The 12,604-nt window shown below is 74.0% G+C and carries 13 protein-coding genes; 9 read left to right on the forward strand and 4 right to left on the reverse strand.

Features of this window, described 5'->3' with window-relative positions; translation table 11 throughout:
- The first annotated feature begins 10 nt into the window (after positions 1-10).
- The 7 genes from ACTOQ3_RS12160 (at position 11) to ACTOQ3_RS12190 (ending at position 6,449) form a co-directional block, all read left to right on the forward strand.
- On the forward strand, positions 11-979 hold the full coding sequence (locus ACTOQ3_RS12160; protein ID WP_440083475.1) for an LLM class flavin-dependent oxidoreductase: 969 nt from the start codon (positions 11-13) through the stop codon (positions 977-979).
- A complete protein-coding gene (locus tag ACTOQ3_RS12165; protein WP_440083477.1) occupies positions 972-1,553 on the forward strand; it encodes a flavoprotein in 582 nt (193 codons plus the stop codon). The genes ACTOQ3_RS12160 and ACTOQ3_RS12165 overlap by 8 nt, the downstream gene beginning before the upstream one ends.
- Positions 1,550-2,467, forward strand: coding sequence for a hypothetical protein (locus ACTOQ3_RS12170; RefSeq protein ID WP_440083478.1), 918 nt, complete (start codon positions 1,550-1,552; stop codon positions 2,465-2,467). Before ACTOQ3_RS12165 ends, ACTOQ3_RS12170 begins: the two co-directional genes overlap by 4 nt.
- Positions 2,464-3,684: a M16 family metallopeptidase gene (locus tag ACTOQ3_RS12175; protein WP_440083479.1), complete on the forward strand. Its 1,221-nt coding sequence runs from the start codon at positions 2,464-2,466 to the stop codon at positions 3,682-3,684. Before ACTOQ3_RS12170 ends, ACTOQ3_RS12175 begins: the two co-directional genes overlap by 4 nt.
- Position 3,685: 1 nt before the next feature.
- Entirely contained in the window at positions 3,686-4,882 is a 1,197-nt protein-coding gene (locus tag ACTOQ3_RS12180; protein ID WP_440083480.1) for a M16 family metallopeptidase, read from the forward strand.
- An 87-nt stretch (positions 4,883-4,969) separates the two neighbouring features.
- On the forward strand, positions 4,970-5,680 hold the full coding sequence (locus ACTOQ3_RS12185) for a sulfotransferase family protein (protein WP_440083481.1): 711 nt from the start codon (positions 4,970-4,972) through the stop codon (positions 5,678-5,680).
- Positions 5,681-5,780: 100 nt separating this feature from the next.
- Positions 5,781-6,449 carry a TetR/AcrR family transcriptional regulator C-terminal ligand-binding domain-containing protein gene (locus tag ACTOQ3_RS12190; RefSeq protein WP_440083482.1) on the forward strand — a complete coding sequence of 223 codons (669 nt, stop codon included), beginning with the start codon at positions 5,781-5,783 and terminating at the stop codon, positions 6,447-6,449.
- 7 nt (positions 6,450-6,456) lie between these two features.
- On the opposite strand, the gene ACTOQ3_RS12195 is transcribed toward ACTOQ3_RS12190, so the two are convergent.
- The 3 genes from ACTOQ3_RS12195 to trpB are packed head-to-tail and all read right to left on the reverse strand — an operon-like array spanning position 6,457 to position 9,184.
- Positions 6,457-7,203 carry a GntR family transcriptional regulator gene (locus ACTOQ3_RS12195; protein ID WP_440083483.1) on the reverse strand — a complete coding sequence of 249 codons (747 nt, stop codon included), beginning with the start codon at positions 7,201-7,203 and terminating at the stop codon, positions 6,457-6,459.
- Entirely contained in the window at positions 7,200-7,985 is a 786-nt protein-coding gene (trpA, locus tag ACTOQ3_RS12200; protein ID WP_440083484.1) for a tryptophan synthase subunit alpha, read from the reverse strand. Before trpA ends, ACTOQ3_RS12195 begins: the two co-directional genes overlap by 4 nt.
- On the reverse strand, positions 7,982-9,184 hold the full coding sequence (trpB, locus tag ACTOQ3_RS12205; protein WP_440083485.1) for a tryptophan synthase subunit beta: 1,203 nt from the start codon (positions 9,182-9,184) through the stop codon (positions 7,982-7,984). The genes trpA and trpB overlap by 4 nt, the downstream gene beginning before the upstream one ends.
- 420 nt (positions 9,185-9,604) lie before the next feature.
- On the opposite strand from trpB, the gene ACTOQ3_RS12210 reads away from it, so the two are divergent.
- Positions 9,605-10,531 carry a class I SAM-dependent methyltransferase gene (locus tag ACTOQ3_RS12210; RefSeq protein WP_440083486.1) on the forward strand — a complete coding sequence of 309 codons (927 nt, stop codon included), beginning with the start codon at positions 9,605-9,607 and terminating at the stop codon, positions 10,529-10,531.
- 49 nt (positions 10,532-10,580) lie between these two features.
- On the opposite strand, the gene ACTOQ3_RS12215 is transcribed toward ACTOQ3_RS12210, so the two are convergent.
- Positions 10,581-11,189 (reverse strand): TetR/AcrR family transcriptional regulator, encoded by a 609-nt coding sequence (locus ACTOQ3_RS12215; protein WP_440083487.1) that lies wholly within the window; start codon positions 11,187-11,189, stop codon positions 10,581-10,583.
- A 41-nt stretch (positions 11,190-11,230) separates the two neighbouring features.
- Here ACTOQ3_RS12215 and ACTOQ3_RS12220 point away from each other — a divergent pair, with 41 nt between their 5' ends.
- Positions 11,231-12,403 carry a macrolide family glycosyltransferase gene (locus ACTOQ3_RS12220; RefSeq protein ID WP_440083488.1) on the forward strand — a complete coding sequence of 391 codons (1,173 nt, stop codon included), beginning with the start codon at positions 11,231-11,233 and terminating at the stop codon, positions 12,401-12,403.
- The last annotated feature ends 201 nt before the right edge of the window (positions 12,404-12,604 follow it).

Here is a 12,604-nt window from a genome sequence, read left to right on the forward strand (position 1 = left end):
AGGAGGGTTCATGGCTCCCGCACTGCTGTTCCCGCTCCAGCCCGCGCATCCCGATGTGGTCGTGCCCTTCGGGGAGCTGGTGAAAAGCGGCCTGGCCGGCCGGCTCTGGCTGGGGCAATCGGTGATGGCCGAGTCCCACCAGACGATCGCCTACCTGGCGGGCCGGGGTATCAAGGTGGCGTCCGGGCTGGGCGTGACACTGATGCCGCTGCGCCACCCGCTGGAGGCGGCCACCCAGGCGCGCAGCCTGGCGGTGCTCACCGGCAGGCCGGTCGTCGCCGGGTACGGCGCCGCCACCCCGGAGCTGGTCAAGGCGCTGCGCGGCGCGCCGTACGACAGGCCCGCCACGGCCGCGGCCGGCTACGCCCAGGCGCTGCGCGCCATCCTGGACGGCGAGACGCCCCCCGCCTCCTGCGAGGCGTACGCCGCCGGCGGGGGCGGGCTGCCCCCGATGAGGCACGCCCCCGTCGAGGTGGGCCTGGGCGTGCTGCGCCCGGGCATGGCGCGCAAGGCCGGCGCCGTGGCGGACGTGGCCATCACCTGGATGACGCCGCCCGGCTACGTGCGCGACACGCTGATGCCCGCCCTGGCCGAGGGCGCGGCGCGTCGCGCCGCGCCGCCTCGCGTCGCGGCCGTCGTGCACGTGGCGCTGGCCGGCGCCGGCCGCGACCCGCGCAGGCTCGCGCAGGCCGGGGCCGGGCACCACCTGCGGGCGCCGCACTACACCGACATGCTCAGGCGGGCCGGGGTGAGCGCCGATCCGGCCGACCCGCGCGCGGGCGCCGCGGCCCTGGTGGAGGCGGGGGTCTACGTGTACGGCACGGCGCAGGAGGTCGCCGAGCGGTTGCGCGGTTACCGCGAGGCGGGCGTCGAGGAGATCGTTCTCAACCCGGCGGGGGTGATGCGGACCGAGGGGTACAAGGCCGCGCTGGCCGACGCCGAGCAGATCCTCGACGCGATGGCCGGCGCCGATGACTAGCGCACCGCCCTTCGGCGCCGAACGCCTGCTCGTGCTCGCCACCGGGTCGCTCGGTGCCGCCTTCCTGCCGTACTGGCTCAACTGGCTGCGGCACGGCTACCCGCACCTGGAGGTCCGGGTGGTGCTGACCCGAAGCGCCGAGCGCTTCGTGACCCGGCAGTCGGTCGCGGCCATCACCGGCGGGGACGTGCCGCTCGACGTCTGGCCGCAGGAGCCGGGGCCGGGCTCGCCGCACGTGGAGTACGCGAGCTGGCCCGACACCGTCCTGGTCTACCCGGCGACCTACCACTTCTTGAGCCGGTTCGCCGGCGGCTGCGGCGACACGCCCGCCCTGCTGGCGCTGCAGTGCACCTCGGCGCTGATCGGGATCGCGCCCGCCCTGCCGCCCGGCGCGGCCGGCTCCTATGCCTACCGGCACAACCTCGCGGCGCTCAAGGACCGGCCCAACGTCGTGGTCGCCGACCCCGTGCCCACGCTGAGCACCCACACCAGGGAGCGCGACGCCCTGGCGGCCGCTCCCCTGTCCACCCTGATCGAACAGCTGGAGCGACGGCGCGAGCGGGAGGATCGATGAGCGAGATCAGCGAGATCAGCGAGATCGTCGAGTCGTTCGGCACCGGCTTCCTGCACACCACGATCGTCCGGCACGGCGAGGGCGACTACCTGTGGACCCGGCGGCCCGGGCCCGAGCGCCGCGAGGCGATGCGCGTGCCCGGAGCCGGGGTGCTCGCGGCCGTCCGGGCGCTGCCCGCGGGACCGGTCAGGCTCGCGCTGCCCGAGCGGGGCGACGGCGACGGCGTGAGCTACCGGACCGATCAGGCCGGCTCGCTGGCGGGCCTCTTCCTGCGGGGCGCGCCGGGTACGGCCCGGATCGCCGACACCCTGGCGCAGACCGGCGCGACCCTCGCCCGGCTGCACGGCGTGCCGGCGCCGCAGCCCGGCCTGCCGGCCCCCGAGGGGCCGCGGCGGCTGCTGTCGTGGCTGCTGGGCGGGGACGGGCCCGGTGCCGCGCCGCGGCTGCACCGGCACGCGGCCGACATCCTCGGCCCCGATCGCAGCGCCGAGGTCGCGGCGTGGTGCGCGCCGGCGCGGCCGCGCGTGCTGCTGCACGGCGCCCCCAGCCTGGGCACCTTGCTGCCCCTGACCTCGGAGCGGGACGGCGCCCTGCTGACCGGGGAGGACCTGAGCGCCGGCGCGCCGGAGTCCGACGTGGGCTGGCTCATCGGGGAACTGGTGGAGTTTCGCGAGCTGGCCGGCCGGTTCGGGCGCGCCGCCCTCGACTACGACGCCCTCATCGGCCGCGTGCTGGACGGGTACGGCGCCCCCCTGGACCTGGCCGCCGTGGGCAGGGCCGCCACGGTGCGTTTCCTGAGTCACGTGCACGACTTCGCCGCGTACGTCAAGTGGCACGCCATCCTGCCGGACTACCTCAGGCTCGTCGCCGACGTGATCGACGCGGCGCGGGCAGGGCGGCTGATCCGGCGATGAGGCGTCTGACGCTGGGCAACGGCCTGCGGGTGGTCGTGGAGGAGGAGCGTTCGGCGCCGGTGGCCGCCGTCGCCGTCCACTACGGTGTCGGTTTCCGGGGCGAGGGCTTCGCCGGGCTCGCCCACCTGTTCGAGCACCTGATGTTCGAGGGGCACTTCCAGCAGGTGGAAGGCATCGGGGGGTTCTGCAACGCCTCGACCCGGCAGGACTACACCGATTTCTACACCGTCGTGCCTGCCGGGGCCGTCGGCCGGGTGCTGGCCCTGGAGGCCGCTCGCATGCGCGCCCCGAAGATCACCGAACGGGCCGTGCGGGCACAGACCTCGGTGGTGCGCGAGGAGATCCTGGGCAAGACCCGCAAACCGTACGGCGGTTTTCCCTGGCCCAGGCTGTCGCCGGTGCTGTTTCGCGACGCCGCCAACGCCCACGACGGGTACGGCGACCACGAGTCGCTGCGCCAGGTCACCCTCGACGACTGCGAGGACTTCTTCGAACGTCACTACAGCCCGGCCAACGCCGTGGTCACGGTGTCGGGGGACGTCTCGGCGCAGGCGGTGCTGGAGGTCGTCGCACGCACCTTCGGGCGGATTCCCGCCAGGCCCGCCCCGGCGCCCGTCTCCTGGTGGGAGCCGCCGGCCGGGCCGCGGGAGGTCTCCTACCGCGATCGGCTCGCGCCGCTGCCGGCCCTGGCCGCCGGCCACCGGGTGCCCGACCCGGCATCCGGCGCCCACGTCGCGCTGTCGGCCCTGGCGGGCCTGCTCGCCGGGGGCGGCAGGCCACGGCTGCGCGAACGCCTCCGCCACGAGACGGGGCATACCATCACTTTCTCGGCGCGTGTCGGGCTGTTCGACTTTCTCGACGCCCGAGACCCCGACATGTGGGTGCTCACCGCGGTGCACCCGAGGGAGGTGCCCGCCGAGCGGGTGCTGGCCGCCGTGGACGCCGAGCTGGAGTCACTGGCCGCCGACGGGCCCGGCGAGCAGGAGCTGCGGCGCTGCCGCAGCGCCTGGCTCACCTCCCATCACCGGTCCATGGACCGCATCGCCAACCGGGTGCGCCTGCTGGGACGCTTCGAGCTGCTGTTCGGCGACGCCTCGGGCGCCGTGCGGCTGCCGGAGATCTACGCCGGGGTGAGCGCCGCGGACGTGGCGGCCGCGGCGCGCGGCCTGCGCCCGGACTCGCGCGCGCTGCTCACCGTCCGCCCGAAGGAGGAATGACGTGGATCGTACGCTCGCCAACGGCCTGCGGGTGCTGGCCCTGCGCCACGGCGCCACCCCCCTGGTCGAGGCGCGCCTGCACCTGCCCCGGCCCTGCCCGGCCCGGGGCGACCTGGCCTCGTCCATGCTGCTGGCGGCCTTCCTGTCGCAGCGCGAGGACATGGAGTCCGACGTCGAGCCCGACGTGGAGCTCGGCGCGGCGGCCGACGTCCACCAGATGACCGTCACCGCCCACGGCCCCGAGCCGCGACCGCTGGCGGCGGCGCTGGCGCGGGTGGTGCGGGCGCTGCCCGGCGAGGCCGAGGTGGAGCCGGCGCGCGGGCAGCTGATCGCCCAGCTGAAGATGGTGGGCGCCCACCACGACATCACGGTCAGGCACGAGCTGGCGCGGCACCTGTTCGGCGATCACCCGGTGGCCTTCCAGGTGAGCGAGCAGGACGTCGGGCGGTGGCCGCGACGGCCCTTGGACCCCTCCGGCGCCGTCCTGGTGATCCTGGGCCGCGACGACCCCGGGAGCCTGGCCGACGCCGTCGGCGAGGCGCTCGCCGGCTGGCCGGCGGCGTCGCGCCCCGCTGCGTCCCTGCCGCCGCTGCCGCCGCTGCCCGAGATCGAGGGCGGCCGGCTCGCGCTGCTGCCGCGGCCCGGCGCGCCGCAGTCGCGCGTCCGCCTGCGCGCGCAGGCGGTGACGGTCGAGCACCCGCGCTATCCGGCCCTCTTTCTGGCCCTCAACGTGCTGGGCGGCTACCTGTCCTCCCGGCTGTCGAGAAGCCTGCGCGAGGACAAGGGCTACGTGTACGGCGTCACGACCTTCTTCGACACCCACCCCGGCAGCGCGCTGCTGGCCATCGAGGCCGACACGGCGGCGGCCACCACCGGCGCCGCGCTCGAGGTGCTGGCCGCCGAGCTGCGCCGGATGCGGACCCACCCTCCCACCGAGCGGGAGATCGACTCCGCCCGGGCCTACGCGCTCGGTTCCATGGCCACCCGCCTGGCCCCGCGCGCGGCCTTCGCCTCCGCCCTCGCCGACATGGCGGCCAAGGGCAGGGACCCGCTGTGGCTGCTCGACTTCCCCCGCCGCCTGGCGGCCGTGCCCTCCGGCGACGTGGTGGCGGCGGCGAAGGACTTCTTCGCGCCCGGGCGCTTCTCCGGCCTGGTCGCCGCCGACCCCGGCACACTCGCCTGCCCCCCGTCCCTGTGAGCGGCGGGGCTTCTCGCCGGCCTTCGACGATGATGAGACATTGCCCCGGTAGCCGCCGCGCGGTGTCCGGGGGGAATGGCAAAGATCATGCGCATCATCGGGGCAGGTTTCGGCCGTACGGGAACGCTCTCGCTCAAGACGGCCCTGGAGCAGCTGGGGTACGGGCCGTGTCACCACATGAAGGAGGTGATCGAGCGGCCGGAGCAGATCCGCCGGTGGCTCGCCCTGGCCGAGGGACGGCCGGTGAGCTGGGAGGACCTGCTGCGGGGGTACCACTCGTGCGTGGACTGGCCCTCGGCCGCCTACTGGCGTGAGCTCGCCGGGCACTTTCCCGAGGCCAAGGTCGTGCTCACCGTGCGGGATCCGCAGTGCTGGCTGGCCAGCATGAACGCCACCGTCTTCAAGCAGCGCCGGCGCGAGCGCGGGCTCGGCGGCAGGGCGATGCGCGGGCTCTCCTCGCTGCTGGGCACCGACTTCGCCGCGTTCACGAAGATGACCAGGCTCACCGTCGAGGAGCGGGTTTTCGGCGGACGCTGGGAGGACCCCGCGGAGCTGCTGAGGACCTTCCAGGCGCACATCGACAACGTCGTGGCGGCGATCCCGCCCGGCAGGCTGTTGCGGTTCGAGGTCGGTCAGGGCTGGGAGCCGCTGTGCGGATTCCTCGGGGTGGCGGTGCCCGAGGGGCCGTTTCCTCAGGTCAACGACAGCGCGGACTTCGACAGGAACGCCCGGGCGAACCTCGCCGCCATGCTGCTGCGGCGAAGCGGTCAGGTCCGCTCGGGGCCGGGTGAGGGCTGATCGCCGATCACCGGTGCTCGCGGGCGAATCCCCGCAAAAATGTATACACTCTGTACATATATGTGGTCGCGCCGCGTGCGCGCTTCCCGGGAGGTGGACCGTGACGCACCCCAGCCCGCCCCTCAGCCCGCCCGCCCGGCGCGGGCGTGGGCGCCGCCCGGCCGACCAGGTGCGCCGGGAGGTCCTGCGGGCGGCCGGTGAGCTCCTGCTGGCCGAGGGCATGGCCGGTTTCACCGTCGAGAAGGTCGCCGCCCTGGCGGGCGCGAGCCGGGTCACGCTGCACAAGTGGTGGCCCTCCAAGGGGGCGTTGGCCCTGGAGGGCTACTTCGGCGTGGTCGGCCCCGTCCTGGCCTTTCCCGACAGCGGCGACATCGCCGCCGATCTCACCGCGCAGCTGAAGGCGTTCGTACGCCTGATGCGCGACACCCGGGCCGGGACCGTCGTGCCGCAGCTCATCGGCCAGGCCCAGACCGATCCCGATCTGGCGGCGGTCTACCGCGAGCACTACTCGGGCCCGCGCCGGGCTCTGGCCGTGCAGGCCCTGGAAAAGGCCGGGCGGCGCGGTCAGCTGCGGCCGGGCCTGGATCCCGAGGTGGTCGTCGACCAGCTGTGGGGCGCCTGCTACCACCGGCTTCTCATCCCCGACCGGCCGCTGACCGAGGAGTTCGCCGAGGCCCTGGTCGCCAACCTGCTGGGCGGCATCGCCGCCTCCACGTCGCCCTCCTCCTCCTCCTCCGCCGAGGAGGACGGGCGGGAAAACCGGCGCTAGGGAACGGTCAGCGCTGGGAGACCCAGTGCAGCGACAGGTCGGTGGCCTTGCGCTCGGCCCTGATCTCCATCCACTCGCCGAGGATCGTGGCGTGGTCCATGACGACCAGGGCGCCCTGGTCGTCATAGGTCGCCCGCTCGCTGACGAAGACCGGGCTGCCCGCCGGATGCCGCAGCCGCGCCGCGACCGGGGCGGTGAGCAGGGCCGGCCTGATCCGTTCGGTCGCCCGGTGCACGCGCGCGCCGGCGCCGGCGAGCGCGGTGTACAGCGGGGTCTCGGTGAAATCGGTCCCCTTGATCGCCGAGGCGTGCGGCTCGGCGACCCAGGAGATCTGGTGGACGGCGGGCCGGCCCAGCAGGTGCCGTACGCGTGCCAGCCGCAGGACCCGAGGGCCGGACGGTGAGTCGCCCAGCAGCCGGGTGAGCGAGCGCGGGGCCTGCCGGATCGCGGCCGAGAGCACCTCGGTGCGCAGGGGGTAGCCCTGCCTGCGCAGATCGTCGCCGAGACTGCGCAGCGTGTCGAGGGGGTATTCCGCGCTGGCCGGCGTCACGTAGGTGCCGCGGCCGGCCCGCTGGACGATCAGGCCCTCGCCGCTGAGGACCTGCAACGCCTGCCGCAGCGTCATCATCGTCACGCCGTAGAAGGCGCTGAGCTCACGCTGCGCGGGCAACGCCTCGCCCGCGCGGTAGTGGCCCGACCTGATCTTTTGGGTCAGGTCGTCGGCGATGGCGCGGTAGCGGGGCGTACTGCTCATCGGGCTCCCTGGTCGAGTGCGCGTCGAATGCTCGCCACGTATTCTCCCAGCTCGCCTGGCCGGGCGCCGTCGAGGAGCCTGCGCATCAGCGCCGAAGCCACCACGACGCCGTCGGCATGACCCGCCAGCTCGGCGGCCTGCGCCGGGTTGGAGACCCCGAAGCCGAACAGGACCGGCCGGTCGGTGAGTCCCTTGAGCTCGCGGCCGAGCCGGGCGGCCCGCTCGGGAACCTCGCCGCGCTCGCCGGTGGTGCCCATGCGGGTCAGGGCGTAGACGAAGCCCCGGCTGCGTTCGGCGATCTCGCGCAGCCTGGCCCGGGAGGAGGACGGAGCGGCGAGCAGCGCGAGGTCCAGGCCCTCGGCCGCCGCGGCGTCGGCCAGCTCCCCGACCTCCTCCAGCGGCGAGTCGGGCACGATCAGCCCGCGCAGCCCGCTCGCGGTGAGCGCCGCGCAGAACCGCGCGGCGCTCTGCTGCACCACCAGATTGCTGTAGGTCATCGCGATGAGCGGCACGTCGACGTCGAGCGTCGCGACCTTCTCGAGGATCCCCCTGACCGTGGTCCCGGCCGCGATCGCCCGGTCGGAGGCCTCCTGGATCGTGACGCCGTCCAGCATGGGATCGGAGAAGGGGAAGCCCAGCTCGACGGCGTCGGCTCCGGCGTCGGCGTAGGCGTGGACGACGTCCGCCCACCCGGGGGCGACCCCGGCGGTGACATAGGGCACCAGCAGGGGACGCCCCGTGCCGCGGCGCGCGACCAGGAACTCTTCCAGGGACTCGCTCACAGCAGCTCCTTGAGGGAGGCGATGTCCTTGTCTCCCCTGCCGGAGAGAGTCAGCATCACGGTCGACCCCGGCGCGATCTCGCCGGACCTGGCGGCCCGGATCACCCAGGCCACGGCGTGCGAGGACTCCAGCGCGGCCAGGATCCCCTCGGTGCGGGCCAGGCACAGCAGCGCCTGGAGGACCTCCTCGTCGTTCACGGTCTCGTAGCGGGCGCGCCCCCCGTCGCGTAGATGGGCGTGCTCGGGGCCGATCCCCGGATAGTCGAGGCCGGCCGCGACCGAGTGGGCCTCCGTCACCTGGCCGTCCTCGTCCTGGAGGACCAGCGAGCGGAAGCCGTGCAGCACCCCGGCCCTGCCGAAGGTCGCCGCCGCGCCGCCCTCGGCCTCGACCCCGACGAGCCGGGCGGTGGTGTCGACGAAGCCGGCGAACGTGCCCGCGGCGTTGGAGCCGCCGCCGACGCAGGCGACCACGTAGTCGGGCACGCCGACGGGGAGCTCGGCGGCGCACTGGGCGCGGGCCTCCTCGCCGATCACCCGCTGGAACTCGCGCACCATCCACGGATAGGGATGCGGGCCCATCACCGACCCGACGCAGTAGTAGGAGTCGTCCACCGACGACACCCAGTGCCGCATCGCCTCGTTGCAGGCGTCCTTGAGGGTGCGGCTCCCGGTCGTGACCGGCACGACCTTCGCGCCCAGCGCGTTCATCCGCAGAACGTTGAGCTCCTGCCGTTCGATGTCGCGCTCGCCCATGAACACGGTCGCCTCGAGGCCCAGGAGCGCCGCGGCGGTGGCCGTGGCGACGCCGTGCTGGCCCGCGCCGGTCTCGGCCAGCACCCGTTTCCTGCCCATCCGGTGAGCGAGCAGCGCCTGGCCGATCACATTGTTGATCTTGTGTGAGCCGGTGTGCGCGAGATCCTCGCGTTTGAGGAGCAAGGTGATGCCGAGCTCGCGGGACAGCCGCCAGGCGGGGGTCAGCGGAGTGGGACGCCCCGCGTAGACCGTGAGCAGGGTGTCGAGCCTGCCGCGGAACTCGGGGTCGCTCCAGGCCTCGCGGAAGGCCGCCTCGATCTCGTGGCAGGCCGGGACCAGCGACTCCGGCACGTACCGCCCGCCGTAGGTTCCGAACCGGCCGGTGGCGCCGGGGTCGCTCATCGCGCGGGCGGGCACCGTGACGCCCTGCCGATCGGACCGGGACATCTCGCCCATGATCGCCTTCCCTCTACTGTTCTAGAACAGCCGTCTCAGTTCTAGAACAGTAGCCCAGGGCCGCCGATCGGCAAACCCCGGATCCCGGCGAAACCGGCGGCAATCGCGGAAAGTCCAGCGAGCCCGCCCCGGAGCTGTGGAGACTCCCGCCGTCGGCGGTCCGGCCGAAGTCCTCGGAATCTTCGACCGCGAGGCCCGCCGCGGTCACCAGATTCGCGAGGACACCTCCGAGGCGAGCCGCACACCGCGGTGATCGGTGCCCGACGGCCGCTCCCCTCCTCCCACCGGAGGGCTCGCGTTCGAGACCAGCCCATCACGCCGCTTGCGCGCCACGCGGCCCGGCAGGCCATCGTCTTGCCTTGTCGGCAAGATTGCACGCCTGCGGCGCATGAGGCTCCTAGCGTGGTCGCCATGACACCCACAGCCCCGCACACGGCGCACCACCACCACGACGCCCGGTCCGATCACCAGCACGGACGGGAGCACGACACCGAGGGCGAGATGGCCCAGCTGCTCGACCTGGACGCCGAAGTGCTCGCCGACCACATCGCGTCCATCGTCGCCTGGCTGCCCGTCGCGGCCGCCCCCCGGCGGATCGTGGATCTGGGGTCCGGTACCGGGGCGGGCACCTTCGCGCTGCTGGGGCGCTTCCCCGAGGCCGAGGTGATCGCCGTCGACGCCTCGCCCCACCACCTGGGCCGCCTGCGCGACAAGGCGGCGTCGCAGGGCCTGGCCGGCCGGATCCGCACCGTGCAGGCCGACCTCGACGGGGCGTGGCCCGAGCTCGGCGCGCCCGAACTGGTCTGGGCGTCGGCCTCGTTGCATCACATGGCCGATCCCGACCGCACCCTGCGCCAGGTGCACGACGCGCTCGCGCCGGGCGGACTGCTCGCCGTCGTCGAACTGTCCGGCTTCCCGCGGTTCCTGCCGGAAGACGCCCCGAAGGACCGGCCCGGTCTCGAGGAACGCTGCCACGCGGCGCTCGCCGACCGTCATGCCGAGCAGATGCCGCACCGCGGCGCCGACTGGGGCCCCCGGCTGGCCGCCGCCGGCTTCACCGTCGAGGGCGAACGCACGATCACCGTGAACCTGGAGCCGCCGCGCTCCGAGGCGGTCGGCCGCTACGCGCTGAACGGCCTGCGGCGCGTGCGCGCCGGCGTCGCCGGGTCGCTCCACGCCGAGGACCTCGCCGCTCTCGACCGGTTGCTCGACATCGACGACCCCCACGGCATCCTGCGCAGGGACGACCTGACGGTGCGCACCGAACGCACCGTGTGGGCGGCACGACGACAGGGACGCTCCGCTCACCCCGCCGGCCGGCCGGACCGCGCTACCTGATCCTCACCCGTCCCGGTGGGCACCGACACCCACCGCCCGGCCGGGAGACCTATCGGACCGTCAGCCGGTCCAGGTGGTAATGCACACTCGCCATGGCCTGGCCGGGATCGCGCACGCCGAGCAGGATGTCGAAGGCCAGGCCCTCGATCATGGCGAGCAGCGCGATCGACTCGCGTTCGGCGTCCAGCTCGGGCCGCAGCTCGCCGGCCCGCTGGGCCTGGCCGATCAGTTCGGCGACCCGGTCGTGCAGCCAGTGGTACCCCTCCCGCAGGGGCTCCGCCAGGTGGGGGGCGTCCGCGGCGCGGACGCCGAACGCCTGGACGACGCGGCGTTCGGCCCGGCGGCGGGCGTCCAGCGGCAGCATCTCGGTGACCATCACCCGCAGGACGGCCCGCTCGGAGACGGTGCCGCCGGTGTCGCCGGTGTCGCCGAGTCCGGCCACGATCCGCGCGGTGACCTGCTCGCCCGTGTAGTCGATCACGTGCCGGAGCAGCTCGTCCTTGCTGCGGAAGTAGTGCTGCACGGCCCCGAGCGAGATGCCCGCCTCGACGGCGATGTCGCGCAGCGTGGCGCGGTCCAGCCCGTGGCGGCCCGCGATGCGCAGCACGGCCTCGGCGATGTGCCGGCGCCGTTCGTCGTGATCGACCTGCTTCGGCATGCCCTCCCCTTTTCCATACGTACGCATTATAATACACCGGTATGGCAACCGTTGCGTTCTTCGCCCCCGCCGCCTCCGGACACGTCAACCCCACGCTGGGTCTCGCCGCCGAGCTCGTACGGCGCGGCCACCGGGTCACCTACGCCACCACGGCGGCATACGCCGAGCGCGTCGCCGAGACCGGCGCCGAGATCGTCCCGGTCACCTCCACCTGGGAGGGCCGCGACGACATCGAGGCGCCGCAGATGCACGGCAAGGGGCTCGCCCGCGCCATGGGCCTGCTGCTCGAGGAGACAAGGGCGATGCTCCCGCAGGTGAGCGGGGGCCCGCCCCCCGACCTGGTGGTCCACGACGGGCCGATGGGCTGGTGGGGCCGGGTCCTGGCCCGGCGATGGCAGGTGCCCGCGGTGGAGACCTGGCCCAACCTGGTCAGCAACGAGCACTGGTCGATGGCCACCGAGTACACGAAGTTCAACCCGCTGAGCCCGCGCTTCCTGCTCATGGCCGTCCGGCTGGACCGCTTCCTGCGGGCGGAGGGGTTCCGCGACATGCAGGCGTTCATGCGGGGCGACGAGGCCGCGCTCAGGCTGGTGATGCTGCCGCGTGCCTTCCAGTACGCCGGCGAGACCTTCACCGACCGGTACGCCTTCGTCGGCCCGGGCATCGCCGAGCGCGCCTACCAGGGCGGCTGGGACCCCTCCGGTGATCTCCCGGTGGCGCTGGTCTCGCTGGGCACCGCCTACAACGACCGGCCCGACTTCTACCGCACCGTGCTGCGCGCGGCGGCGGATCGGCCCTGGCAGGTCGTGCTGGCCGTGGGCGAGGTGGACCCGAGGACGCTGGGACCGGTGCCGCCCAACGTTGAGGTGCACCGGCACGCGCCGCAGCCGGCCGTGCTGCGCCACGCGCGGGCGTTCGTCACGCACGCCGGGATGGGCGGCACGATGGAGAGCCTGCACTTCGGGGTGCCGATGGTGGCGGTGCCGCAGATGGCCGAGCAGCAGGCCAACGCCGACCGCATCGCCGCACTGGGCCTCGGCACGGTGCTGCCGCCGGGCGAGGTCACCCCCGACGCGCTGTGGCGGGCCGTGGAGGACGTGGCCGGCGACGAGCACGTTCGCGAGCGGCTGGCGTGGATGCGGCGGGAGATGGCCGCCGCGGGCGGGGCTCCGGCGGCGGCCGACGCGGTGGAGAAGGTCCTCGGCCGCCGGTGACGTGACCCCGCGAACCGTCGAGCCCGGCAGGGCGTGGATCTCTCCCGGATCGGCGATCATTGATAAGGTCCGTCGAAGGTGCGCCGGGAAGTCTGGTCGGTAGTTCTGTCGCCGATCCCGGAAGGGCCCTCATGCGTGCTCGTGACCTGCTCGTCGATTTTCCCACCGTCACCCTCGGCACCTCCGTGCTGGACGCGGCCC

This window comes from Streptosporangium sp. LJ11 (genome assembly GCF_051918945.1).
Taxonomy (GTDB): Bacteria; Actinomycetota; Actinomycetes; order Streptosporangiales; family Streptosporangiaceae; genus Streptosporangium.